The sequence below is a fragment of the Rathayibacter sp. SD072 genome, assembly GCF_017355185.1.
In the GTDB taxonomy this organism is placed as follows: Bacteria; Actinomycetota; Actinomycetes; order Actinomycetales; family Microbacteriaceae; genus Rathayibacter.
Genome location: NZ_JADILJ010000035.1, coordinates 1 through 24,303, shown reverse-complemented (window position 1 = coordinate 24,303; position 24,303 = coordinate 1). Strand labels below are relative to the sequence as shown.

The window sequence follows — 24,303 nt, the reverse complement described above, 5'->3', positions numbered from 1 at the left end:
CGGCATCCTCGGCGGATGCTCCGCTCCCGGCTCCTCGACGCGCTGGCCGTCGTGCTCCCCGTCGACTGCCCTGCATGCGGTCGGGCGGCGACGACAGCCCCCTGCCCCGAGTGCGCCCTCGCCCTCGCCCGGCTGCCGATGCCGCCTCCGCGACTGATCGGTCCCGCGGGGCGGCCGCTCGCGGTCTTCGCGGGAGTGCCGTACGAGGGCACCGCTCGCCGCCTGGTCGTCGCGCTGAAGGAGGAGGGGCGCACCGACGCGGCGCACCCGCTCGCCGCCCGCCTGCGTCCGGCGCTCGCCCTCGCGCTGGCCGGCCGGCCGGCGCCGCTCGTCGCTCCGCCGGGATCGCACGGCCGCCGCGTGAAGCGCGGCTACGACCCGGTCGACCTGCTGGTGCGCGCCTGCGGCGGACGCGCTGCGCATCCGGTCCGCCGCGTCCGCCGGTCCGTGGACCAGGTCGGGCTCGACCGGATCGAGCGCAGAGGCAACCTCGACGGCGCGTTCCGGGCGGGGCGGTCCCTCGTCGGCGAGGAGGTGGTCCTCGTCGACGACGTGGTCACCTCCGGCGCGACGCTGCTCGAGATCCGGCGCGCGGTCGAGGCCGCGGGCGGAACCGTACGCGCCGCTGCGGCACTGGCGGCGACGCCACTGCGCTCGGGCGTCCGATCCGCAGACGACTCCCGGCGACTCCGAGGCGCGGTCCGGTGAACTTCCGGTGACACTTCGGTGACCGGGGTCTACGCTCGGGTGCACGGCGTGAACGGTCCGCCCGGAGAAAGGCGGCACGCCGTACTCGACTGGGAGGTTGTCATGGACATCGACATCACAGGACGCAACTTGGGCATCACCGATCGCTTCCGCGCGTACGCGACGGAGAAGTCGGAGAAGGTGGCGCACCTCGCCGATCGAGCGCTCGCGCTCGAGATCAGGGCGAGCCGTCACAGCGAGTCCAAGGGCGCGAGCGGTGGCGACCGCGTCGAGCTGACGTTGATCGGCAAGGGCCCGGTCGTCCGGGCCGAGGCCGACGGCGCGGACAAGTACGCGGCGTTCGACGTGGCCCTCGGTCGGCTGCTGGAACGCGTGCGACGAGCCAAGGATCGGAAGAAGGTCCATCGGGGCCAGCATCGCCCCACGTCCCTGCGGGACGCCGCTGCCGCCGACTTCAGCGGAGTCGGCATCCAGCCGGCCGACGCCGCCGTCCTCGAGGCCGTGAGCACCGGGGTGATCCCGGTGCAGACCCCGCCCGCGGAGGCGGTCGACGACGTCGAGGAGGAGCCGTACTGCCCCGTCGTCATCCGCAAGAAGGTCTTCGCCTCCGTCTCGATGAGCGTCGACGACGCCGTCGACTACATGGAGCTCGTCGGGCACGACTTCTACCTCTTCATCGACTCGGACTCGGGTCGGCCGAGCGTCGTCTACCGCCGCAAGGGCTGGGACTACGGAGTGATCTCCCTCGGCGACGAGGCGGACGAGCTCGCGCAGCAGGCCGCGGGCTGAGTCGCACCTTCCTCGGACGGGCCCCGGTGCGCGCAGCACCGGGGCCCGTCCTCGTCCGCCGGTCCGTGCGTCCGCCGAGGGCGGACGCGTCCTCCGTCCGCGTCCAGCGCTCCGCGACTAGGCTGGTCGCGGTCCGCGCTCTGGCGCCGGGCGCCTGTCTTCTACGTTTTGGAGTACCCCGTGGCCTCAGTTCTCGAAAAGGTCCTTCGCGTCGGGGAGGGGCGGATCATCCGCCGCCTCGAGAACTACGCGAAAGCCGTCAACGCCCTCGAAGAGGACTTCACGCACCTCAGCGACGAGGAGTTGAAGAACGAGACCGTCGAGCTGCGCGAGCGCTACTCGAACGGCGAGTCCCTCGACGACCTGCTGCCGGAGGCGTTCGCCGCCGTCCGCGAGGCGTCCCGGCGCACCCTGGGCCTGCGCCACTTCGACGTCCAGCTCATGGGCGGGGCGGGCCTGCACCTCGGCAACATCGCCGAGATGAAGACCGGCGAGGGCAAGACCCTCGTCGCGACCCTCCCGGCGTACCTCAACGCCATCGCCAGCCGGGGCGTCCACATCGTCACGGTCAACGACTTCCTCGCGTCGTACCAGTCGGAGCTGATGGGGCGCGTCTTCCGCGCCCTCGGCATGACGACCGGCGTCATCCTGGCGGGCCAGACCCCCGAGCAGCGCCGCGAGCAGTACGCCGCCGACATCACCTACGGCACGAACAACGAGTTCGGCTTCGACTACCTGCGCGACAACATGGCGTGGCAGGCGCAGGACATGGTCCAGCGCGGGCACTTCTACGCGATCGTCGACGAGGTCGACTCGATCCTGATCGACGAGGCGCGCACCCCGCTGATCATCTCCGGCCCCGCGTCGGGCGAGGCGAACCGCTGGTTCTCGGAGTTCGCGGGGCTCGCCAAGCGCCTCGTCGAGGGCGAGGACTACGAAGTCGACGAGAAGAAGCGCACCGTGGGCGTGCTCGAGCCCGGCATCGAGAAGGTCGAGGACTACCTCGGCATCGACAACCTCTACGAGTCGGCCAACACCCCGCTCATCTCCTTCCTCAACAACTCGATCAAGGCCCGTGCCCTGTTCAAGAAGGACAAAGACTACGTCGTGCTGAACGGCGAGGTCATGATCGTCGACGAGCACACCGGGCGCATCCTCGCCGGCCGCCGCTACAACGAGGGCATCCACCAGGCGATCGAGGCGAAGGAGGGCGTGCAGGTCAAGGCCGAGAACCAGACCCTCGCGACCGTCACGCTGCAGAACTACTTCCGCCTCTACTCCAAGCTGTCGGGGATGACCGGAACCGCCGAGACCGAGGCGTCCGAGTTCATGGCGACCTACAAGCTCGGCGTCGTCCCGATCCCGACGAACCGCAAGATGCAGCGCATCGACAACCCGGACCTCGTCTACAAGAACGAGCAGGTCAAGTTCGAGCAGGTCGTCGAGGACATCGTCGAGCGCCACGCGAAGGGCCAGCCCGTCCTCGTGGGCACCACGAGCGTCGAGAAGAGCGAGTACCTCTCGCGCCTGCTCGCGAAGAAGGGCGTGCGCCACGAGGTCCTGAACGCGAAGAACCACGCGCGGGAGGCGGCCATCGTCGCCCAGGCGGGTCGCCTCGGCGCCGTCACGGTCGCCACCAACATGGCCGGCCGCGGCACCGACGTCATGCTCGGCGGCAACGCCGAGTTCCTGGCCGTCGCCGAGATGACCGCCAAGGGCCTCAGCCCCGTCGACACCCCCGACGAGTACGAGGCGGCGTGGGACGACGTGTTCAAGGGCGTCAAGGCGAAGGTCGCCGAGGAGGCCGAGAAGGTCCAGGCCGCCGGCGGCCTCTACGTCCTCGGCACCGAGCGCCACGAGTCGCGCCGCATCGACAACCAGCTCCGCGGCCGCTCCGGCCGTCAGGGCGACCCGGGGGAGAGCCGCTTCTACCTCTCGCTCACCGACGACCTGATGCGCCTGTTCAACTCCGGTGCGGCCGAGGCGCTCATGGGCCGCGGCAACGTGCCGGACGACATCGCCATCGAGTCGAAGGTCGTCTCGCGCGCCATCCGCAGCGCGCAGTCGCAGGTCGAGGCGCGCAACGCCGAGATCCGCAAGAACGTCCTCAAGTACGACGACGTCCTCAACCGCCAGCGCGAGGCGATCTACTCCGACCGCCGCCACATCCTCGAGGGCGACGACCTGCACGAGCGCACCCAGAAGTTCCTCGTCGACGTGATCGACGAGATCCTCGAGGTGCACACGGGCCAGGGCAACGGCGACGACTGGGACTTCGACGCTCTGTGGACCGAGCTCAAGACCCTCTACCCGATCAGCCTCACGATCGACGAGGTCGTGCAGGAGGCGGGCAGCCGCGGGCGCATCAACAAGGAGTTCATGCGCCGCGAGATCCTCTCGGACGCCAAGCTCGCCTACCAGCGCCGCGAGGACCAGCTGGGCTCGCCGGCCATGCGCGAGCTCGAGCGCCGCGTCGTGCTCTCGGTCATCGACCGCCGCTGGCGCGACCACCTCTACGAGATGGACTACCTCAAGGACGGCATCGGCCTGCGCGCGATGGCGCAGCGCGACCCGCTGGTCGAGTACCAGCGCGAGGGCTTCGCCCTGTTCCAGCAGATGATGGGGCAGATCCGCGAGGAGACCGTCGGCTTCCTGTTCAACCTGGAGGTCGAGGTGACGCAGAAGCAGGGCGAGGTCGCCGGAGTCGCGGCGAAGGGGCTCGCCGAGCCCGTCGCCCCGGTCGAGAAGCTGAGCTACTCGGCCCCGAGCGACTCGGGCGGAGTCGAGGTGCGCGACCAGCGCGGCAAGGTGCAGCAGGCGGCCACCGCCAAGGCGCGCGCGGCCGAGGCCCGCGCGGCACTGCCCGAGGGCGAGGCCGAGGACGCGGCGACCACCGGCGCGTTCGGTCAGCAGACCCCGTCGGACGACGACACCCCCGCCAACCGCCAGGAGCGCCGCGCGCAGTCCAAGCGCCGCTGAGGCCCGCGCCGCAGGCCCCGTCCCCGCTCGTGCGGCGGGCGGGGCCTGCGGTGTCTTCGGCGGTCGTCCTCAGAGCACGTTGACGGCGGTCGCACGCCACCGGGCGTCCATGCCCTCGAGGCGGATGGCGACGGCGCGGGTGCGCACTCGGTTGTGCACGAGGATCACCGCTTCGACCACTCCGTCGCGCGGCTCCGACATCACCACCCTCCCGACGGTGAACGGGATGCGGTGCGCCGGACGGCCCTGGAGGCTGCGGGCGCGCGCGGCCAGGACGACGCGCTTCTGCAGGTGCCGGTAGACGTCGTCCGTCAGCCAGCGCGCGATCTGGTCGATGTCACGGGAGCCCGCGAGGATCTCGACGACCAGAAGGGTCAGCCTCGACAGGATCGGCTCCGGATCGGGGAGCTCGGCCCGCGTCGCCGGCTGCGCGGCGAAGAACACCGCCGTCGGGGTGGACGGGGTGAGGGGCTCCAGGGGGAGGGAGCGGTAGTCGAAGGCGTGCGAGGGGCGGCTCATGCGGAGTGCTCCGGAGGTGGAACGAGCGATCCATGGGTCGGGTCACCTTTCTGCTCGGGCGGTGCGGATCGCGCTCAGGGTCAGGCGCGAGGGGACGCCCCATCGAAGCAGTCGAGCGATGCTCACCTCCTGTGCCGACGCGCCACTGTGGATAACCAGGCGCGCAACGGCGCAGGTGCGGTGACCAGGAGCACCCCGTGGGCCGGATCGAGACCGCCAGCGCCCGGATGAGTCGCTCCCGTCGGCGTCCGCGCTCCTCGGCTCCGGTCGCCCGGGAGGCCGGCGGTCAGCACCCGGCCTCGATGGACCCGCTCGCGCATCCGCCGGGAGCGCCGCGCGCAGCACCCGGAGTCAGGCCGCGGCACCCCGCACGAGCGCCGACACGAATCCGCCGGCGAAGGAGTCGCCGAGCCCGATCGTGGTGGGCCTGTCCGTCTCGAGGACGAGGGCCGGGAGGCAGCAGGCGTCGAGTCGGGTCTCCACGAGCGCGCAGACCCGCTCACCGCCCGGTTGGACGGGGAGGCGCGAGACCCGGTCGTAGTCCTCCACCGTGATCGCGTCGCCGAGGAGGTAGCGCGTGCTCGCCATCCGCACGCCACCCGCGAGGGCCCCTCGATAGCGCTCGGCGCCGGCCCCGACGGCGGCCGACCAGTGCCGGGTGTGCACGACGAGCACGGGACCCTCCCGGTCACGGGAGCCGAGTGCGGAGGAGGCGACGGAGAGTGCGGAGACCACCGCCTCCGGGTCGAGGAGGTCGAGGGGCCGCCCGAGCAGTGCCTGCAGCTCGTCCTCGTTCATGCTCACCACGTCCACGCGGCGCAGCAGGGCCGCTCGCGCCCGTTGCTGGAGCGCGGGCAGGTGGAACCCGGCGTCCTCGTAGATCACCACGGCGTCGCGCGGGAGCGCCTCGAGATGGCGGTCGATCGTGCGCAGGCGCTCGTCGAGAACGTCCATGTCCTGGATGCTGTTGAATCCCGAGAGCAGGAGCACCTGCGCATCCGTCAGGACCTCGCCGAGCCCCTCGGCGATCCGCAGCTCCCGGTTCGGCGGGTCGTTCGAGACGATCACCCGGTTCGGATGCGGTGCCTCGAGGACGTCCGTCCCCAGCCGCACCGTCGCTCCGCGCGGGAACTGCACGATGAGGTGCGGATCCGTGCTGTCCTCGACGGCGCTCGAGACGGAGTCGTTGCCCGCCGGCAGGAGTCGGCGCACCTCGTCGTCGATGCTGACCAGGTGCTGGGTCGCCACGAGCCCGTGCACCGCGAGGGCGTAGCCGGCGCGGATCCCCGTGCCGCCGAGAGTGGTCCGGAAGGGGAACCGACGTGCGAACTCCTCGACGATGCGGGAGGAGGAGGCGAATCTCTCCCCTCCCGCACCGTCGGCGAGGAACGCGAGGATCGTGACGACCAGGTCCCGCTCGGAGGCGATCTCCGCGGTCCTGGTCAGCTCGTCCCGACGGATCCCGTAGTCGTCCACGAGCGCCTGGACGACGGCGTCGTCCCAGTCGATCTCGTAGTCGACGGTCCCGCCGAGGCCGAGCACGATCCTCTCGTTCACGCTGTCCCCTCCGGCCTAGTAGAGCGAGGCCTTGCCGGCGGAGCCGAACAGGTCGATCTTCTCGGCCGCGGTCTCCTTCATGGCGGCGATGGACGGCGGCTGGATGGTGTTGGGCTCGCGGACCGACGGGTCGGCCAGGACCTCGCGCATCCGCTTGTGGTACGCGGCCTTGATGTCACTCGAGATGTTGATCTTGTTCACCCCGCGCTTCACCGACTCGGCGATCTCGGCGTCCGGATTGTTCGACCCGCCGTGCAGGACGAGCGGCACGGCGACGCGCTTCTTGATCTCGGCGAGGAGATCGAGCTTGAGCGCCGGCTTCATCGAGGCCGGGTACAGCCCGTGGCTCGTGCCGATGGCGATGGCCAGGCTGTCGACCCCGGTCGACGCCACGAAGTCGACCGCTTCGTCCGGCTCGGTGTAGATGATGTTCGCGGCGCCGTCCTCCGCCTCGTTGTCGGTCTTGCCGATCGTGCCGAGCTCGCCCTCGACCGACACTCCCACCGCGTGCGCGGCGTCGACGACGCGCTTGGTGATCGCCACGTTCTCGTCGTACGGCAGCATCGAGCCGTCGATCATGACGGAGGTGAAGCCCGACTTGATCGCGAGCAGCACCTGCTCGTAGGTCGCACCGTGGTCGAGGTGGATCGTGACGGGGACGCTGGAGCGGTGCGCGCGGGCGATGATCGAGTGCAGGATGTCCACTCCGGTGTGGCTGAGCTCATCGGGGTGGATCGCGATGAGCAGGGGCGACTCCTTCTCCTCGCTGATCTCGAAGAGCCCGGTCATCATGGCGTAGTCGCTGACGTTGAACGCCGGGACGGCGAATCCGTTCGCGTTCGCGACGTCCAGCAGATCTTTTCCGGATACAAGCATTCTCTGACAGTCCTTCTCGTGAGGGTGGTGATGGGTTCCGGACGCGCGGTCGCGCGACTCAGCTCTTGACGGCCCCGGCGGTCATGCCGCCGATGAAGTACCGCTGGAAGAAGAGGAAGAGGAGGAGGACGGGAACGCATCCGAGGATGCTCATCGCCATCATCTCGTTCCACTCGTAGGAGTTCTGGCCCATGAGCAGCTGGATGCCGATGGGCACCGTGCGCATGTCGTCGGTCCTGGTGAGGGTGAGCGCGAAGAGGTACTCGTTCCACGCGATCATGAAGGTGTAGATGCCGACCGAGACGATCCCGGGGATCGCGATCGGCACCAGGATCCGCCAGAGCACGGTCATGGGGCCCGCCCCGTCCATGCGCGCCGCCTCGTCGAGGTCGCGCGGGAGGGTGTTGAAGTAGCCGGTCAGCATGATGATCGCGTAGGGCAGGGTGAAGACCAGGTAGGTGAGGATCAGCCCCTGGTAGGTGTTGTAGAGGCGCAGCGTCACCATGAGCCCGAAGAACGGGATCAAAAGCGTGATCGGCGGCACCGCCTGGATGCTGACGATGACGACGTTGATCGGCCGCTTGAAGCGGAACTCGTACCGGCTGAACGCATAGGAGGCCAGGATCGCGACGACGAGCGTCACGACGACGACCGCGAGCGCGACGACGTAGCTGTTGACGAAGAAGCGCACCTTGGTCGGATCGCCGAGGATCCCCGCGTAGGCCGAGAAGGAGAACGTGTCGGTGATGAGCCGGGGCGGGTACTCGAAGATCTCGGTGTTCGATTTGAACGAGCTCGCGGCCATCCAGAGGATGGGCAGCCCGGCGAAGGCGGCGCCGATCAGGAGGAGGATCCAGACTCCGGCCTGGGCGGCGATCAGCTTCGGCGTGCGCACGGGCGGTCGCGGTGCGGTGGCGGTCACGTCAGTCCCTGGCTTTCTGGTTCCGCACGTAGAAGACGGCGAGCACCATGGTGAGGAGGAGGATCAGGACGGCGCTGGCCGAGGCCACCGAGAACTCGTACCGGCTGAACGCGAGCTTGTAGGTGTAGGTGCTGAGCATCTCGGTCGCGTCGATCGGTCCGCCGCCCGTGGTCATCCAGATCAGGGCGAACTGCTGAGAGGTCCAGATGATGTCCAGGACCGACATGCTGATGATGATCGGCTTGAGCTGAGGGATGGTGACGTTCCAGAAGCGCTGCCAGGAGCTCGCTCCGTCGACCTTCGCCGCCTCGTAGAGGTCGTGCGGGATGCCCTGCAGTCCCGCCAGGAGCGTGATCATGTAGAAGGAGTAGCCCGCCCAGATGTTGATGAATGTCACCGAGAGCAGCGCGGTCGCGGGGGAGGCGAGCCATTCGACGCCCGTGTCGGTCAGCCCGAGTGAGATGAGCGCGTAGTTGAGGACGCCGTTGGGGTTGAGCAGGAGCCGCCAGAGCACCGCGATGATCGCGACGGTGAAGAGCCACGGCAGCACGTAGACGACCCGGAACAGCGACTTCGCCAGGGTCGGGACGAGCGGCGAGTTCAGCAGCATCGCGAACCCGAGTCCGAGGACGAGGTGGGCGGCGACGCTCACGCCGACGAAGACGATGGTGTTGCCGGTGGCCGTGCGGAACTTCGGATCGCCGAGCACCTCGACGTAGTTCGCGATGCCGACGAAGACGGGCTTGGGATTCGTGATCACGTTGTCGAAGAACGAGTAGCCGATCACCAGCAGCACCGGCACGAGCATGAGGACCAGCATCACGATCGCCGTGGGCGAGAGGTACAGGTAGGGCGCGAGGCCGCGCAGGGACCGGCGGCCGGCCGGAGTGGGGGCGGGCGTGCCCGCGGCGGGACGCGGGGGAGTGCTCAGCAGGGAGACCACGGCGCTCCTCCTTCTGTCTGCGGCGGGGTGAGGGGCGGTCGTGCCGCGGGGTGGGACCCCCGCGGCACGACCGGTGTCGGATGCGGCACGGCTCAGAACTCGCCGAGCCAGGCTTCCTGGGACTTCTCCAGCGCTTCGTCGACGCTCTGATCGCCGTTGAGGGCCGCTTGCAGCTGCTCGTCGAACTCACGCATCAGCTGCTCGGCGACGGGCAGTCCGACGAACTCGTTCGCCGGGTAGCCGGCCGAGTAGATGTCGAACGCCTGCTGGTACAGCGGGTCGCTGTCCGAGAAGTCGGGCGTGGAGGCGGTGTTGCCGGGGAAGGCGTTCGCCAGCGTCGACAGCTCGGAGTTGGTGTCGGCGCTCATCAGGAACGACACGAGTTTCGCGGCCTCGGCCGGGTGCTCGCTGCTGGCCGAGACCCCGATGCCCCAGGAGGCGTAGGGGATTCCGCGCTCGCCGCTGAAGCCGTCCTCCGCCGGGATGGCGGAGATGCTGAAGTTCAGATCGGGGTTGGACTCCCGGATGGTGGCGATGTGCGAGAGGGAGTCGATCATCATGCCGACGCGTCCGTTCGTGAACTCCTCGACCTTGTCCTGCTCCTTCATCGTGGCGGCTCCCGGAGCGATCACGCCCGCCTCGTCGAGGCCGGCGATGTACTCGATCGCGCTGGTGACGTCTGCGTTGGTCAGATCGGGCTTCCCGTCGGCCAGCATGCTCCCGCCGGAGGCCCAGACCCACGACATGACGTCGTTCTGGATGCCGTTGGGCGCATCGCTCGAGAGCGGCAGCACCCAGCCGCTCGTGGTGCCGCCGAGGGCGGTGATCGCCTTCGCCGCCGCCTCGAACTCGCTCCGGGTCGACGGGGGATCGGTGACGCCCGCCTCGGCGAGGAGAGCGTCGTTGGTGAAGAGCGGGTAGACGAAGTTGACGACCGGGACCATGGCGGTCTTCCCGTCGACGACGACCGTCGAGGAGAGCTCGCTCTCGTCGAAGCCCGCGTCGGAGAGGAGCGGGCTGAGATCCGCGAGAGCGCCCTGCTTGGCGAAGTCGCTGATCCACGCACCGTCCAGCCCCACGACGTCCGACATGGTGCCGGCGGCGGCTCCGGCGAAGAGCTGCTCCTTCGTCGAGGCGTAGGGGCCGCTGAGCAGGTCGACCGTGATGCCGGGGTTCGCCGCCTCGAACTCGTCCATGAGTCCACGGAGGGCGCCGTCCGACAGCTCGGGCTCCCACCACTGCGCGAATTCGAGGGTCACGTCGCCTCCCGACTCGGAGGCACCGCCGCCCTGGCTGCAGCCGGTGATCATCGTCGCGGCGAACGCCGCGCTGACGGTGAAGACGACGGCTCTTCTGATGCGAGCACCTTTGCTCATGTCACTCCCCTGCAACTCTGCAGTTGTCTGCTGTTGTGTGCGCATTCATGCGCTTGTATTCTGCGAAGGTAGCCAGTGCCGCGGAGTAACGCAAGAAAATGCAGGAAAGTGCTCGAATGCGCCACAGTTGCCGAGCAAAGGCGGGAGAGCGCGGCCTCGGGCGCCCGAAGTTGCGTGTTCCTGCGCCCGGTGTTAGACAACCCCCATGCCCGACACCGACGACTCGTCCTTGGTCACCGACCAGCCCCTCCGGCTCCCCGCCGGGAGGAAGGCCGATCTGGCGGCGTACGTGGCAGAGGCGGGAGAGGTGACCGTGGCCGCGCTCGCCCGCCGGTTCTCGGTCTCGGCCGACACGGTGCGCCGCGATCTCGACCAGCTCGACGCCGACGGCTACCTCGTCCGCACCCACGGCGGCGCCGTGAGCCTGTCGGTGATGCCGGCGACGGAGAAGCGCCTCGATGTGCGCCTGAGTCTGCAGCGCGGGGCCAAGGAGCGGATCGGGTCCCTGGCCGCCGGACTGGTGGACAACGGTTCCGTCGTCATGATCAACGCCGGCACGACGTCGCTCGCGGTCGTCCGGCACCTCCACGACCACCGCGAGCTGACGATCGCGACCAACAACCTGCGCGTCCCCGCCGAGATCGGGTCGAAGGTCTGCCGCGATCTGTTCGTGTTCGGAGGGGCCGTCCGACTCGGAGGGCAGTCCACCGTCGGCCCCGTCGGCTTCGCGCACTCCGACTCCGGCAGCTCGGTCGACCTCCACTGCGACATCGGCCTCATCTCGGTCGGCGCCGTCTCGGCCGAGAGCGGCTACTCGACGAGCAACCTGGCCGAGGGCGTGATGATGAGCGAGATGATCGCGCGGTGCGAGCGCGTCGCGATCCTGGCCGATCAGACCAAGTTCGGTCGCACCCTCTTCGCGCAGGTGGCCGCGCTGGAGCGGGCGGACTACCTCGTCACGGACGCGGCTCCGCCGCCCGAGCTCGCGGAGGCGCTCAGGGAGAAGGGCGTCCGCGTCGTCCTCCCCGCGGCTCCCGCCGGCCGAGGGGTCTGACTCCGCTCGGATTCCGCGGAGCGTCGTCGCCACGGCTCGGATCCGCGGGCGGCGCGCGGGTGGCGGCGGCCGCTCCGGCCCGCCCGGACGCCCGACGCCGAGCGCTTAGGCTGGTCGTCGTGTCGACCCTCAGTGATCTCGTCCTCGCCCACGGCCGCTCCACGGACGCGGACGTCGAATGGCTCCACCTCCTGGTCGGCGACGCCCAGCTGCTCGCCGACCTGGCCTTCGCCGACATCGTGCTGTGGGTGCCCACCGCGGACGACAGCTTCGTCGCGGTCGCGCATGCGCGCCCCTCCAGCGCGGCGACGCTCTTCTACCGGGACTTCGTCGGCCAGCGGATCAAGTCGGAGTGGCGCGCGCAGGTCGTCGAGGCGTTCGAGACCGCGCGCATCGTCGACACCTCCGCTCCCGACTGGTTCGAGGAGACCCCGACCCGCGTGCGGGCCGTTCCGGTCATCCGCCGTCTGGGCGCGTCGAACCCCGAGACCACCGACCGGCCGATCGCCGTCGTCACCCGCCACACGAACCTCAGCGAGACGCGCACCCCCAGCCGTCAGGAGCTGACGTTCAACGACTGCGCGAACGACCTGTTCTCGATGATCGCGTCGGGCGACTTCCCCGATCTGGGCGCCCCGACCGGCCCCCGACGAGGCGCGCCGCGCGCCTCCGACGGGCTCATCCGCCTCGACGTCGACGGCATCACGACGTTCGCCAGCCCCAACGCCCTCTCGGCGTTCAACCGCATCGGCTTCGCCGACGAGCTCGAGGGGGAGTCCCTCGCCGAGGTGACGACCGGCCTCATCCAGGGGAAGCTCGTCATCGACGAGTCCCTGCCCCTCGTCGTCACCGGGCGCGCGCCGTGGCGCACCGACATCGAGGCCCGCGGAGTGACGGTGTCGCTGCGCGCCATTCCCATCCGCGATCGCGGTGAGCGGGTCGGTGCCGTCGTCCTCTGCCGCGACGTCACCGAGCTGCGCCACCAGGAGCGCGAGCTCATCACCAAGGACGCGACGATCCGCGAGATCCACCACCGGGTCAAGAACAACCTGCAGACCGTCGCGTCGCTGCTGCGGATCCAGGCGCGCCGGACCCACTCCGACCTCGCACGCGAGGCGCTCACGCAGGCCATGCGCCGTGTCGCCGCCATCGCCGTCGTGCACGACACCCTGTCGGAGGGCCTCAACCAGGACGTCGACTTCGACGCGGTCTTCGACCGCGTCCTGATGCTCATCGCGGAGGTCGCCTCGACGCACAACACGACCGTGCACCCCAAGCTCAGCGGGAGCTTCGGCAACCTGCCGAGCGAGTACGCGACTCCGCTCGCCCTGGCGCTGACCGAGCTCGTCACGAACGCGGTCGAGCACGGCCTTGCCGGACGCGAGGGCGACGTCGAGATCGTCGCGACGCGCAACGACGACGTGCTCACGGTCAAGGTCCGCGACACGGGGGTGGGCCTGCCCGAGGGGAAGGTGGGCTCGGGCCTCGGCACGCAGATCGTGCGCACCCTCATCCAGGGCGAGCTCGGCGGCACGATCGACTGGCACACGCTGGTCGGTCGCGGCACCGAGGTCACGATCGAGGTGCCGCTGCGCTGGCTGGCCCGCTCCCGCGACTGACATCTCGGCCCGGGAAGCAGAGCGACCCCCGTCGCCAGGGGCGAGCGGGGGTCGGGAGCTGCGGGCCGCCGAGCGGCCGGGGCGCCTAGGAGGCGCGGCGGGCGCGGGCGGCGCGGCGCTTGAGGGCGCGGCGCTCGTCCTCGCTGAGGCCGCCCCACACGCCCGAGTCCTGTCCGGTCTCGAGGGCGTACTGCAGGCAGACCTCGGTGACGGTGCACCGGGCGCACACCGACTTCGCCTTCTCGATCTGGTCGACCGCGGGTCCGGTGTTCCCGACGGGGAAGAAAAGCTCGGGGTCAGCGGTGAGGCAAGCGGCCTTGTCGCGCCAGTCCATGCAGGTGCTCCTTGTGTGAAGGCGTGCGTGGAGGAACCACGCAGTGTTCGGGTGAGATGATCGAGTCACGCCGATGATCGACCTCGGAGGCGGACGGCACGAGCGCACTCACCGGCGCACGCCACGAGGCCTCACGCGGCTGCGCAAGGCGGTTCGGGGTGGTGGACGGGGTGGCGCTCGATTCATCCGGACGAGCTCACCCGTGTCGCGATCGGGCCTCGCGGCTCGACAGGATCGGGTTGTTCACATCTGCGGAAACCCACGACCCTGTGAGCGGTGAAACGAACTCAAGTAGCCTCTCATGGTGGCTCACCCGAATCAAGAGTCCTGGATGGGATGTGGCTGTGATCACTGATGGGAACGGCACTCCGACCGGCTCGAAGAGCGCGGGGCGCCCTCTCGGGCTCCTGGTGCTCATCGCGATCCTCGGCCTCGAGACGCTCGCGGTCGCGCTGCTCTCGGGGTGGCTCCTGCTCGAGCTGCTCACCACCCGTCCGGACACGCCGGGCGGCGGCATCGCCATCGTGGTGCTCGGTCTGATCGCCCTGGGCTGGGCCGCGACGACCACCCTCGGTGCGATCCGCCGACGGAGCTGGATGCGCGGCTCCGCCCTGACGATGCAGCTCGTGCAGATGGCCGTCGCGCTCGGCGCCTTCCAGGGGCAGTACGCCGCACCCGACATCGGCTGGGCGCTGCTGGCTCCCTCCCTCGCCGCCACCGCGATGATCTTCCTGCCCAGCGTCGTGGCCGCGACCCGCCGCGACCCCGCCTAGCGCCGGGCGCCCGGCGGTGTCAGGCTGAGGAGTCCCGTCCCCGACACGAAGGCTCCTCCATGCAGCACGCCCGACTCGGCTCCAGCGGTCTCCAGGTCTCCTCCGTCATCCTCGGCTGCATGAGCTACGGCGTCTCGGACCGCGGGGCGCACGCCTGGAGCATGGGCGAGGAGGAGTCGCGGCCTTTCCTGCGCCGTGCGCTCGAGCTCGGCATCACGACCTTCGACACGGCGGACATCTACTCCGACGGCACGAGTGAGGAGATCGTCGGGCGCGCGCTCGCCGACTTCGCGGTCCGCGAGGAGGTCGTCATCGCCACGAAGGTCCACGGACGGATGCGCCCGGGGCCCAACGGCGGAGGACTCTCGCGTCGCCACATCCTCAGCGCGATCGACGACAGCCTGCGCCGGCTCGGCACCGACTACGTCGACCTCTACCAGATCCACCGCTGGGACCCGGAGACGCCCATCGAGGAGACGATGGAGACGCTGCACGACATCGTGCGCTCGGGGAAGGCCCGCTACATCGGCGCCTCGAGCATGTGGGCGTGGCAGTTCGCGAAGGCCCAGTACACGGCCGATCTCGGCGGCTGGACGCGCTTCGTCTCGATGCAGGACCAGTACAACCTGATCCAGCGCGAGGACGAGCGCGAGCTGCACCCGTTCTGCGTCGACCAGGGCGTCGGTGTGATCCCGTGGTCGCCGCTCGCCCGCGGTCGTCTGACCCGCGACTGGGACGAGACGACCGGACGCACCGAGACGGACCTGTACGGCAAGACGCTGTACCACCAGCAGGAGGACGCGGACCGGGCGACGGCCGCCACCGTCGCCCGGATCGCCGAGGAGCGCGGAGTGCCCCGCGCGCAGGTAGCCCTGGCCTGGGTCCGGCAGCAGGAGGCCGTCACGGCGCCCATCGTCGGAGCGACGAAGATGCACCACCTCGAGGACGCGGTGGCCTCGGTCGAGCTCGAGCTGACCGCCGAGGAGCTGACGGCGCTCGGCGCCGACTACGCCCCGCGCTTCAACGAGGGCTTCTGACGGCCGACCGCCCGACGGTCAGACGAGCTTGAGCTTCTTGCGCAGCGCCTGCACGTGGCCCGTGGCGCGCACGTTGTACTGCGCGAACTCGAGCTCGCCCTCGGGGCCCACCACGAAGGTCGAGCGCAGCACGCCGACGACCGTCTTGCCGTAGGAGTTCTTCTCGCCCCAGACGCCGTAGGCGCGGTGGACGGCCATGTCGGGATCGCTCAGCAGCGGGTAGTCCAGGTGCTGCTCGTCCGCCCAGCGGCGCAGCGCCTCCGGGGTGTCCCGCGAGATCCCGAGGACCTCGTAGCCGTGCGAGCGGAGCGACGACACGCTGTCGCGGAAGTCGCACGCCTCGGTGGTGCAGCCGGGGGTGTCCGCCTGCGGGTAGAAGAAGAGGATCACGCGCTTCCCGCGGAGGTCGGCCAGGGCGACGGGCTTCCCGTCCTGGTCGGGGAGGGTGACGTCGGGAGCGGTGTCGCCGACGGCGAGCCTCTCGTCGGCGGGGATCGGGGGGAGGGTCGTACCGGTCATCGTCTGCTTCCGTCGGAGGGGGCGAAGGTGGTCAGGAGCCGCTGCAGCGAGTCGAGGCGCTCGGGACCGCTCGCGCCGAGCAGGCCCTTCTCGACGGCCTCGACGATCGCGCAGTCGGGGGAGTCCGGGAGGTGCGTGCAGCCGCGGGGGCAGTCCTCGGCCAGGACGGCGAGGGTGGTGAAGGCCCCGAGGATGTTGTCGGTGTTCACGTGGCCGAGTCCGAACGAGCGGACACCGGGGGTGTCGATCACCCAGCCGTGCCGGTCGCCGCGCTCCACGCGGAGCGAGACGGTGGAGGAGGAGGTGTGGCGGCCCCGTCCGGTCACCGTGTTCACGTGGCCGGTGGCGCGGTGCGCATCCGGGACCAGCTTGTTCACGAGCGTGGACTTGCCGACGCCGGAGTGGCCCACGACGACCGTCTCGTGGCCGAGCAGCGCCTCGGCGATCTCGTCGACCGGGGGCTCGTCCTGGCTCGAGAGGAACACGCGCAGGTCCAGGCCCTCGAAGTTCTTCAGGAACGGGGCCGGGTCGGCCAGGTCGGTCTTGGTGATGCAGAGCATCGGCGTGATGCCGGCGTCGAACGCGGCGACCAGGTAGCGGTCGACGAGCCGGGTGCGCGGCTCGGGGTCGGCGGCGGCGACGACGCAGAGCATCTGGTCGGCGTTCGCGACGATGACGCGCTCGATCGCGTCGGTGTCGTCGGCACTGCGGCGCAGCAGCGTCGAGCGCTCGCGGATCCGCACGATCCGGGCGAGGGTGCCCTCGTCGCCCGTGGTGTCGCCGACGACGTCCACCCGGTCGCCCGCGACGATCGCCTGGCGGCGGAGCTCCCGGGCCCTGGCGGCGGTGAACTCGTGCTCCTCCGGCGTGCCGTCGCCGATCATCACCGTGTAGCGGCCGCGGTCGACTCCGAGGACCATCGCGATCTCGGCGTCCTCGTAGCTGGGCCGGTTCTTGGTCCGCGGCTTCGTGCCCTTGGGGTTCGGCCGGACCCTCGCATCCGATTCGTCGTAGCCGTCGAAGTCGTCGAGCACTCCGTCGGCGTCCAGGCCGCTGTCGGTCCACCAGGACACGGCTAGACCGATCCCGCCAGTGCGCGCCACAGCTCGGGGAACTGCGGGAGGGTCTTGGACGTCGTCGCGATGTCCTCGATCGCCACTCCGGGCACGACCAGTCCGATGATCGCTCCGGCGTGGGCCATGCGGTGGTCGGAGTAGGTGCGCCAGCGACCGCCGTGGAGCGGGGCGGGCTCGAGCCGCAGGCCGTCCTCGAGCTCGGTGACGGAGCCGCCGAGGCCGGTGATCTCGGCCGCGAGGGCGGCGAGGCGGTCGGTCTCGTGGTGCCGGATGTGGCCGATGCCGGTGAGCGTGCTCGGAGTCGAGGCGAGTGCGGCCAGTGCGGCCAGGGCCGGAGCGAGCTCGCCCCCCTCCGACAGGTCGAGGTCGACTCCGAGGATCTCGGCGCCGCCGGTGACGACGAGGTCGCCGCCGTCGCGCTCGACCGTCGCGCCGAAGAGGGGGAGGAAGCGCTCGAGGTGGGCGCCGACCTGCGTCGTGGTCGCGGGCCAGTTGCGCAGGCGCACCCGGCCGCCCGTCACGAGCGCCGCGGCCAGGAAGGGCGCGGCGTTCGAGAGGTCGGGCTCGAGCAGCACGTCGGCCCCCGAGATCTCCTGGGGCTCGACCGTCCACTCGCCGGGAGCCGGCGTGCCGACGACGACACCGCGCGCCGCGAGGGACGCGATCGTCATGTCGATGTGCGGCTGGCTGGGGAGGCGGTCGCCGACGTGGCGCAGGTGCAGGCCCTCGTCGAAGCGGGCGCCCGCGAGCAGCAGCGCCGAGACGAACTGGCTCGAGCGGGAGGCGTCGACGGTGACATCGCCGCCGCGCACCGAGCCGGAGCCGTGCACCGTGAAGGGGAGGGAGCCGCGGCCGTCGTCGGCCACATCGACGCCCAGGGAGCGGAGGGACGCGATCGTCGCGCCCATCGGCCGCTTGTAGGCGTACGCGTCGCCGTCGAAGGTGGTCGGACCCAGCGCCAGTCCCGCCAGCGGCGGGACGAAGCGCATGACCGTGCCCGCGAGTCCGCAGTCGATCGTCGTGGAGCCCAGCAGCTCGTCGGCGGGATCGACGACGAGGTCGGCGCCGAACGCGCCGGTCGCGCCCGACTCGCTCACCCCGGTGCCGAGCGACCGGAGCGCCTCGATCATCAGTGCGCTGTCGCGGGAGTGCAGCGGTGCGCGGAGCGTCGACGGAGCCGAGGCGAGCGCCGACAGCACGAGCTCGCGGTTCGTCAGCGACTTGGAGCCGGGGAGCTCGACGACCGCGTCGAGCGCACCGGGTGCCGTGGGCGCCGACCAGTCGTCCTCTCCGGGGAGCGCGCGGGCGTCGCCGTACGGATCGAACTCGGGAGCGGAATAACGCGAGAAGACCATCGGTTATCAGGATAGTCGGCAGGGGAGGAACGGAGGCGGAGCATGGCGTCAGCATCAGCGGAAGCGGTCCTCGAGCGTCCCCCGCGGCTCCCGAGCGCAGTGGCAACCCCGGTGCTCGCGAGCCCCCGCGGCTTAGGATCGCTTGTGATGACACGCGACGACACCACACGCCCCCGCACCGCCGCCGAGGCGCCGGCGCCCGACGAGGCGGAGCAGACGATCGAGGAGACCGTCGAGGAGTCCCTCGACGACGCCGCGACCGTCGAGCCCGACGCCCCCGTCGACCTCCGCGCGCTCTTCGAGCAGCAGGCTCTCCCCTTCATCGACCAGCTCTACGCGGCCGGTCTGCGGATGACGAAGAACCCCTCGGACGCCCAGGACCTCGTCCAGGAGACGTTCGCCAAGGCTTTCGGAGCGTTCCGCCAGTTCGAGCAGGGCACGAACCTCAAGGCGTGGCTCTACCGGATCCTCACCAACACCTTCATCAACTCGTACCGCAAGAAGCAGCGCGAGCCGTACCAGAGCGCCATCGACGAGCTCGAGGACTGGCAGCTGGGCGGTGCCGAGTCGACGACGGCCACCTCGAGCCGCTCGGCGGAGGCCGAGGCGATCGACCACCTCCCCGACACCGCCGTCAAGGAGGCCCTGCAGGCGATCCCGGAGGACTTCCGGCTCGCCGTGTATTTCGCCGATGTCGAGGGATTCTCCTACCAGGAGATCGCGGACATCATGAAGACCCCCGTCGGGACCGTCATGAGCCGGCTGCACCGCGGCCGCCGCATGCTGCGCGAACGACTCACCGACTACGCACGCGAGCGCGGGTTCCGCGCCGCTTTCACTTCCGGGAGCACGAAATGACCGACTGCGGTTGCACCAAGGCGAAGGCAGAACTCGAGGAGTACCTGCACAACGAGCTGTGCAAGGAGGACGCCGCCGACATCCGCGAGCACATGGCGAACTGCCCGGACTGCTCCGGCGAGGCGAAGGTCGGCGTCGTGCTGACCGTCGCGGTCCAGCGCGCGTGCAAGGAGACGGCGCCGGAGGACCTCCGCGCCCAGGTGCTCGGCATGCTGCGCGACGCGCAGGCGACGCACTCGACGGCGTCCGTCAGCGCGTAGCCGGCACCCTCCAGGCCGGCGCGCTCGCGCGTCCGGCACGGGAAGGCGACTCCGCTGGGCTCGCCGCCCCTCGGCGCTCGGCCCTCGGCGCGCACACTCCGGCTCGCAGGAACACGTTCGGCTCGTCAGAACTTGAGGTTCTGACGAGCCGAACGTCGTTTCACGAGCCGGAGCTCAGCGGGTGAGGGCCCTCGACAGCAGGTCGGCCTGCTCCGAGGCGTGGCGCTTGGCCGATCCGGCGGCGGGGGACGCCGCCGACGGACGGGACACGACCCGGATCGGGCGGCCGAGCTGCGGAGCGACCTCGAGCGCGATGAACGGCCAGGCGCCCTGGTTCTCGGGCTCGTCCTGCACCCACACCAGCTCCGCGTCGGGGTAGCGCTCCGCGATCGCGCGCAGCCCCTCGATCGGAGCCGGGTAGTACTGCTCGAGGCGCACGAGGGCGATGCCGTCGTCCGGCTTCTTCTCGAGCTCCGCCTTGAGGTCGTAGTGCACCTTGCCGGCGTGCAGCAGCACGCGCTTGACGGCGGAGGCGTCCTGCACCCGCGCGTCGTCCAGCACCGGCTCGAAGCGGCCCGAGGTGAAGTCCTCGACGGCGCTCGACGCTCCGCGCAGTCGCAGCATCGCCTTCGGAGTGAAGACGATCAGGGGCCGGCGCGGGCGCGAGTAGGCCTGACGGCGCAGCAGGTGGAAGTACGACGCCGGGGTCGAGGGGCGGGCGACCGTCATGTTGTTCTCGGCGCACATCTGCAGGTAGCGCTCGATGCGGGCGGAGGAGTGGTCGGGGCCCTGACCCTCGTAGCCGTGCGGCAGCAGCAGGACGAGCGACGAGCGCTGGCCCCACTTCTGCTCGGCCGACGAGATGAACTCGTCGATCACGATCTGGGCGCCGTTGGCGAAGTCGCCGAACTGCGCCTCCCACAGAACGAGGGAGTCGGGGCGCTCGACCGAGTAGCCGTACTCGAACGCCATCGCCGCGTACTCCGACAGCAGCGAGTCGTAGATCCACAGGCGGGCCTGCTGCTCGGACAGGTTCATCAGCGGCAGCCACTCCTGGCCGTTGCCGCGGTCGTGCAGCACCGCGTGGCGCTGCACGAAGGTGCCGCGGCGGGTGTCCTGGCCGACGAGGCGCACCGGAGTGTCCTCGATCAGGAGCGAGCCGAGCGCGAGCAGCTCGCCGAACGCCCAGTCGATGGAGCCGGAACGGCTCATCTCCTGGCGCTTGGCCAGCAGCTGCTGGAGCTTGGGGTGCACGGTGAAGCCCTCGGGCGGGTTGTTGAAGGCGTCGCCGATCAGGCGGACGACCTCCTCCTTCACGCCCGTGCTCTCGGGCTCGCCCGGGTAGTCCTCGCCCTGCTGCGCGTCCGGCAGCTCGAGGTCCGCCACGGAGTCGCCATCGGGCGAGATCACCGGGATCGCCCCGGTCTGCGCCGCGTGGGTCTCGGCGAAGGCGCGCTCCAGGCGGTCCTGGAAGTCCTGGTGCGAGCGGTCGTACTCCTCCTGGCTGATGTCGCCGCGCCCGATGAGAGCCTCGGTGTAGAGCTTGCGCACCGAGCGCTTGGCCTCGATCAGGCTGTACATCAGCGGCTGCGTCATCGAGGGGTCGTCGCCCTCGTTGTGACCGCGGCGGCGGTAGCAGATGAGGTCGATGACCACGTCGCGGTGGAACCGCTGGCGGTACTCGAAGGCGAGCTGGCCGACGTGGACCACGGCCTCGGGGTCGTCCCCGTTCACGTGGAAGATCGGCGCCTGGATCGTCTTCGCGCCGTCGGTGGAGTAGATCGAGGTGCGCGCCTCGTGGGGAGGCGTGGTGAAGCCGACCTGGTTGTTGATGTTGATGTGGATCGTGCCGCCGGTGCGGTAGGCCCGCAGCTGCGACATCTGCAGGGTCTCGACGACCACGCCCTGGCCCGCCATCGCCGCGTCGCCGTGGACGAGGATCGGCAGGGTGGTGAAGGTGCCGATGGGCTTGCGGTCCTGCTTGGCGCGGACCACGCCCTCGAGCACGCCGTTGACGGCCTCGAGGTGGGAGGGGTTCGCCGCCAGGTAGACGGGGATCTCCTCGCCGCCGGCGCCGCGGAACGTGCCCTCGGTGCCGAGGTGGTACTTCACGTCTCCGGAGCCCTGGACCGTCTTGGGGTCCTGGGTCCCCTCGAACTCGCGGAAGATCTGGCCGTAGGTCTTGCCGGCGATGTTGGTCAGCACGTTCAGGCGACCGCGGTGCGCCATGCCGATCGCGACCTCGTCCAGCTTCTCGTCGGCGGCGCCCTGGAGGACGGCGTCCAAAAGGGCGATGAGCGACTCGCCGCCCTCGAGCGAGAAGCGCTTCTGGCCGACGTACTTCGTCTGCAGGAAGGTCTCGAAGGCCTCGGCCTCGTTGAGGCGGCCGAGGATGCGCAGCTGCTCGTCGTGGCCTGGCTTCTCGTAGCCGCGCTCGAGCTTCTGCTGCATCCAGGCCCGCTGCTCCGGATCCTGGATGTGCATGTACTCGACGCCGACGGTGCGGCAGTAGGAGTCGCGCAGGATGCCGAGGATGTCGCGCAGCTTGAGCTGGCGCTTGCCGCCGAAGCCGTCGGTCACGAACTCGCGGTCGAGGTCCCAGAAGGTGAGCCCGTGGCTCTCGATGGCGAGGTCGGGGTGCGATCGCTGCACGTACTCGAGGGGGTCGACGTCGGCCATGAGGTGGCCGCGGACGCGGAACGAGTTGATGAGCTCCTGCACGCGCGAGGTCTTCGAGACGCGCTCGGCGAGGTCGACGGCGATGTCGGTCGACCAGTGGATCGGGTCGTAGGGGATGCGCAGCGCCGCGAAGATGTCCTCGTAGAAGCCGCGGCCGCCGAGCAGCAGCTCGTGCACGATCTTGAGGAACTCGCCCGATCCCGCACCCTGGATGACGCGGTGGTCGTAGGTCGAGGTGAGCGTGATCGTCTTGCCGATGCCCAGCTCGATGAGCGTCTTCTCGGACGAGCCCTGGAACTCGGCCGGGTACTCCAGCGCGCCGGCGCCGATGATGCAGCCCTGGCCCTTCATCAGGCGGGGCACGGAGTGGACCGTGCCGATGCCGCCCGGGTTGGTCAGCGACAGGGTGGTCCCGGCGAAGTCGCCGGCGACGAGCTTGTTGCCGCGGGCGCGCTTGACGAGGTCCTCGTAGGCCGACAGGTAGGCGGTGAAGCTCAGGGTGTCGGCGCGCTTGATGCTCGGGACGAGCAGCGCGCGGGTGCCGTCGGGCTTGGGCATGTCGATCGCGATGCCGAGGTTGACGTGCGCCGGCGCGACGACCGAGGGCTTGCCGCCGGGCTCGTCGTAGTAGACGTTCTGGCTCGGGAAGTCCTTGAGCGCGCGGATGAGCGCCCAGCCGATCAGGTGGGTGAACGAGACCTTGCCGCCGCGCGTGCGGCGCAGGTGGTTGTTGATCACGATGCGGTTGTCGATCATCAGCTTCGCCGGGATCGTGCGCACGCTCGTGGCGGTGGGGATGGTGAGGCTCGCGTCCATGTTGGTCGCGAGGCTCTTCGCCATGCCGCGCAGGGGAGTGACGACGTCCTCCTCCTGCGCCTCCGCCTCGGCCGCGGCGGGCGTGCCCACGGGTGCATCGGCGGGGATCGGGGCCTTCTTGGGCTCCTGGGACGTGGTGCGCGACACGGGGGCGGCGCCCGGCTGCTGCGAGGTGACGGGATGGGTCACCGCACCGCCTGCGCTCGTCGACGGGCCGGCCGCGGCGGGCTTCTCGGCGGGGGGCGGAGCGGCCGGGGCCGCAGGCGCTGCCGCGGCGGGCGACTTCGCCGCCAGCTGCTGACCGTAGCGCTCCAGGATCGGCCACCAGGACTCGTCCACGGAGGCCTTGTCGGCGCTGTACTGCTCGTACAGCTCCTCCACGAGCCACTCGTTGGCCCCGAAGTCCTCCGCGCCCTGGTCTGTTCCCACTCCGGTCAATTGGCTCGACACAGCCGATCGCCCACTCTCTCCGTTGATTCGTCCTCGATCATCCGGACGGGCCCGCGCATCCCTCGATGCCTGCACCTCACCTGCGAGAACGTCGTCCTCGCCCGTGAGGACCGGCCTCGTCGCCTGGTCCCGTCCCGGTCGTCAAGCCTATCCCGGATCTCGGTCGGCAGCCCCGCGGGCGGGTCGGAGTACCGTTCGAGGCATGCGTTTCTCCGGCGGAACCCCCACAGGCGATCTCACCTACTCCGACGTCTTCCTCGTGCCGGGCCGCTCCTCGGTCACGAGCCGGCTCGACGTCTCGCTCGCACCGGGCGACGGCACGGGTGCGACGATCCCCCTCGTCTCCTCGAACATGAACTCCGTGACCGGGCCGCGGCTGGCGGCGGCCCTGGCCCGTCGCGGGGGTCTCGGCGTCCTCCCGCAGGACATGCCCCTCCAGTCGCTCGACGCCGCGATCCGCTGGGTGAAGGACCAGCCGGTGGCCTTCTCGGGCGCCCTGACCGCCGATCCGGCCACCACGGTCGAGCAGGCCCTCGCGATCCTGCCCGCGGTCGAGGGGCACGGCTTCGTCGTGCAGGAGGAGGACGGGACGGTCAGGGGCTGCGTCCCCGCTTCGCGCCTCGCGACGGCCCTGTCCGACGCCAGGCTCGGCGATCTCGTGCACCACGCCGCCCCCTCCCTCGACGCGGACGACGTGACCACCGGCCGGGCGGCGTTCGACCTGATGGTCGCGGCCGATCTCGACTTCGCCCCGGTGCTGCACCACGGCGCCCTCGTCGGGACCCTCTCGCGCACCGGCGCGCT

At 70.3% G+C, this 24,303-nt stretch carries 21 protein-coding genes; 10 read left to right on the top strand and 11 right to left on the bottom strand.

Features of this window, described 5'->3' with window-relative positions:
• Nucleotides 1-15: 15 nt before the first annotated feature.
• The 3 genes from IOC53_RS13475 (at nt 16) to secA (ending at nt 4,476) form a co-directional block, all read left to right on the top strand.
• Nucleotides 16-708: a ComF family protein gene (locus IOC53_RS13475; RefSeq protein WP_207406458.1), complete on the top strand. Its 693-nt coding sequence runs from the start codon at nt 16-18 to the stop codon at nt 706-708.
• A gap of 102 nt (nt 709-810) precedes the next feature.
• Nucleotides 811-1,497 (top strand): ribosome hibernation-promoting factor, HPF/YfiA family, encoded by a 687-nt coding sequence (hpf, locus tag IOC53_RS13470; protein ID WP_207406456.1) that lies wholly within the window; start codon nt 811-813, stop codon nt 1,495-1,497.
• Nucleotides 1,498-1,677: 180 nt separating this feature from the next.
• The gene (gene secA / locus IOC53_RS13465) at nt 1,678-4,476 is read left to right on the top strand and encodes a preprotein translocase subunit SecA (RefSeq protein ID WP_207406455.1); all 2,799 of its coding nucleotides are present in this window, start codon (nt 1,678-1,680) and stop codon (nt 4,474-4,476) included.
• Between the two features lie 69 nt (nt 4,477-4,545).
• Here the strand turns inward: secA and IOC53_RS13460 are convergent, their stop codons facing one another.
• The 6 genes from IOC53_RS13460 to IOC53_RS13435 form a co-directional block, all read right to left on the bottom strand.
• Nucleotides 4,546-4,995, bottom strand: a complete 450-nt coding sequence (locus IOC53_RS13460) for an Rv3235 family protein (RefSeq protein WP_242683322.1) — start codon at nt 4,993-4,995, stop codon at nt 4,546-4,548.
• Between the two features lie 351 nt (nt 4,996-5,346).
• Complete coding sequence (locus tag IOC53_RS13455) at nt 5,347-6,552, bottom strand: ADP-dependent glucokinase/phosphofructokinase (RefSeq protein WP_207406454.1); 1,206 nt, start codon at nt 6,550-6,552, stop codon at nt 5,347-5,349.
• Between the two features lie 15 nt (nt 6,553-6,567).
• On the bottom strand, nt 6,568-7,428 hold the full coding sequence (locus IOC53_RS13450) for a ketose-bisphosphate aldolase (RefSeq protein WP_207406453.1): 861 nt from the start codon (nt 7,426-7,428) through the stop codon (nt 6,568-6,570).
• A 58-nt stretch (nt 7,429-7,486) separates the two neighbouring features.
• Nucleotides 7,487-8,350: a carbohydrate ABC transporter permease gene (locus tag IOC53_RS13445; RefSeq protein WP_307786198.1), complete on the bottom strand. Its 864-nt coding sequence runs from the start codon at nt 8,348-8,350 to the stop codon at nt 7,487-7,489.
• 1 nt (nt 8,351) lies between these two features.
• Entirely contained in the window at nt 8,352-9,293 is a 942-nt protein-coding gene (locus IOC53_RS13440) for a sugar ABC transporter permease (RefSeq protein WP_307786197.1), read from the bottom strand.
• A gap of 92 nt (nt 9,294-9,385) precedes the next feature.
• Entirely contained in the window at nt 9,386-10,669 is a 1,284-nt protein-coding gene (locus tag IOC53_RS13435) for a sugar ABC transporter substrate-binding protein (RefSeq protein ID WP_207406452.1), read from the bottom strand.
• Between the two features lie 205 nt (nt 10,670-10,874).
• Here IOC53_RS13435 and IOC53_RS13430 point away from each other — a divergent pair, with 205 nt between their 5' ends.
• A complete protein-coding gene (locus IOC53_RS13430; protein ID WP_207406451.1) occupies nt 10,875-11,723 on the top strand; it encodes a DeoR/GlpR family DNA-binding transcription regulator in 849 nt (282 codons plus the stop codon).
• Between the two features lie 119 nt (nt 11,724-11,842).
• The gene (locus IOC53_RS13425; RefSeq protein WP_207406450.1) at nt 11,843-13,342 is read left to right on the top strand and encodes a sensor histidine kinase; all 1,500 of its coding nucleotides are present in this window, start codon (nt 11,843-11,845) and stop codon (nt 13,340-13,342) included.
• 85 nt (nt 13,343-13,427) lie between these two features.
• Here the strand turns inward: IOC53_RS13425 and IOC53_RS13420 are convergent, their stop codons facing one another.
• Nucleotides 13,428-13,676 carry a WhiB family transcriptional regulator gene (locus IOC53_RS13420; protein WP_055788231.1) on the bottom strand — a complete coding sequence of 83 codons (249 nt, stop codon included), beginning with the start codon at nt 13,674-13,676 and terminating at the stop codon, nt 13,428-13,430.
• A gap of 344 nt (nt 13,677-14,020) precedes the next feature.
• Here IOC53_RS13420 and IOC53_RS13415 point away from each other — a divergent pair, with 344 nt between their 5' ends.
• Nucleotides 14,021-14,449, top strand: a complete 429-nt coding sequence (locus tag IOC53_RS13415; protein WP_207406449.1) for a hypothetical protein — start codon at nt 14,021-14,023, stop codon at nt 14,447-14,449.
• Between the two features lie 59 nt (nt 14,450-14,508).
• Nucleotides 14,509-15,486: an aldo/keto reductase gene (locus IOC53_RS13410; RefSeq protein WP_207406447.1), complete on the top strand. Its 978-nt coding sequence runs from the start codon at nt 14,509-14,511 to the stop codon at nt 15,484-15,486.
• Nucleotides 15,487-15,504: 18 nt separating this feature from the next.
• On the opposite strand, the gene bcp is transcribed toward IOC53_RS13410, so the two are convergent.
• Genes bcp through aroA form a run of 3 tightly spaced genes read right to left on the bottom strand, consistent with a single transcriptional unit; the run spans nt 15,505 to nt 18,436 of the window.
• The gene (bcp, locus tag IOC53_RS13405) at nt 15,505-16,005 is read right to left on the bottom strand and encodes a thioredoxin-dependent thiol peroxidase (RefSeq protein ID WP_207406445.1); all 501 of its coding nucleotides are present in this window, start codon (nt 16,003-16,005) and stop codon (nt 15,505-15,507) included.
• Nucleotides 16,002-17,078 (bottom strand): ribosome small subunit-dependent GTPase A, encoded by a 1,077-nt coding sequence (rsgA, locus tag IOC53_RS13400; RefSeq protein ID WP_307786196.1) that lies wholly within the window; start codon nt 17,076-17,078, stop codon nt 16,002-16,004. The genes bcp and rsgA overlap by 4 nt, the downstream gene beginning before the upstream one ends.
• Nucleotides 17,079-17,080: 2 nt before the next feature.
• The gene (gene aroA / locus IOC53_RS13395) at nt 17,081-18,436 is read right to left on the bottom strand and encodes a 3-phosphoshikimate 1-carboxyvinyltransferase (RefSeq protein ID WP_207406443.1); all 1,356 of its coding nucleotides are present in this window, start codon (nt 18,434-18,436) and stop codon (nt 17,081-17,083) included.
• Nucleotides 18,437-18,583: 147 nt separating this feature from the next.
• Between aroA and IOC53_RS13390 the strand changes: the two genes are divergently transcribed.
• Together IOC53_RS13390 and IOC53_RS13385 are read left to right on the top strand one after the other, a co-directional pair.
• A complete protein-coding gene (locus IOC53_RS13390; RefSeq protein WP_207406441.1) occupies nt 18,584-19,294 on the top strand; it encodes a sigma-70 family RNA polymerase sigma factor in 711 nt (236 codons plus the stop codon).
• Nucleotides 19,291-19,554 carry a zf-HC2 domain-containing protein gene (locus IOC53_RS13385; protein ID WP_207406439.1) on the top strand — a complete coding sequence of 88 codons (264 nt, stop codon included), beginning with the start codon at nt 19,291-19,293 and terminating at the stop codon, nt 19,552-19,554. Before IOC53_RS13390 ends, IOC53_RS13385 begins: the two co-directional genes overlap by 4 nt.
• A 174-nt stretch (nt 19,555-19,728) precedes the next feature.
• Here IOC53_RS13385 and IOC53_RS13380 read toward each other — a convergent pair whose 3' ends face one another.
• On the bottom strand, nt 19,729-23,499 hold the full coding sequence (locus IOC53_RS13380) for a multifunctional oxoglutarate decarboxylase/oxoglutarate dehydrogenase thiamine pyrophosphate-binding subunit/dihydrolipoyllysine-residue succinyltransferase subunit (protein ID WP_207406437.1): 3,771 nt from the start codon (nt 23,497-23,499) through the stop codon (nt 19,729-19,731).
• Between the two features lie 202 nt (nt 23,500-23,701).
• On the opposite strand from IOC53_RS13380, the gene IOC53_RS13375 reads away from it, so the two are divergent.
• The coding region (locus IOC53_RS13375) for an IMP dehydrogenase (protein ID WP_207406436.1) at nt 23,702-24,303 on the top strand (602 nt) is incomplete at its 3' end.

Coding starts and splice junctions, on each gene's coding strand:
- IOC53_RS13390 (WP_207406441.1), top strand. CDS start 18,584: ATGACACGCGACGACACCACACGCCCCCGCACCGCCGCCGAGGCGCCG.
- IOC53_RS13475 (WP_207406458.1), top strand. CDS start 16: ATGCTCCGCTCCCGGCTCCTCGACGCGCTGGCCGTCGTGCTCCCCGTC.
- IOC53_RS13435 (WP_207406452.1), bottom strand. CDS start 10,669: ATGAGCAAAGGTGCTCGCATCAGAAGAGCCGTCGTCTTCACCGTCAGC.
- hpf (WP_207406456.1), top strand. CDS start 811: ATGGACATCGACATCACAGGACGCAACTTGGGCATCACCGATCGCTTC.
- IOC53_RS13430 (WP_207406451.1), top strand. CDS start 10,875: ATGCCCGACACCGACGACTCGTCCTTGGTCACCGACCAGCCCCTCCGG.
- IOC53_RS13460 (WP_242683322.1), bottom strand. CDS start 4,995: ATGAGCCGCCCCTCGCACGCCTTCGACTACCGCTCCCTCCCCCTGGAG.
- IOC53_RS13385 (WP_207406439.1), top strand. CDS start 19,291: ATGACCGACTGCGGTTGCACCAAGGCGAAGGCAGAACTCGAGGAGTAC.
- bcp (WP_207406445.1), bottom strand. CDS start 16,005: ATGACCGGTACGACCCTCCCCCCGATCCCCGCCGACGAGAGGCTCGCC.
- aroA (WP_207406443.1), bottom strand. CDS start 18,436: ATGGTCTTCTCGCGTTATTCCGCTCCCGAGTTCGATCCGTACGGCGAC.
- IOC53_RS13450 (WP_207406453.1), bottom strand. CDS start 7,428: ATGCTTGTATCCGGAAAAGATCTGCTGGACGTCGCGAACGCGAACGGA.
- IOC53_RS13410 (WP_207406447.1), top strand. CDS start 14,509: ATGCAGCACGCCCGACTCGGCTCCAGCGGTCTCCAGGTCTCCTCCGTC.
- IOC53_RS13420 (WP_055788231.1), bottom strand. CDS start 13,676: ATGGACTGGCGCGACAAGGCCGCTTGCCTCACCGCTGACCCCGAGCTT.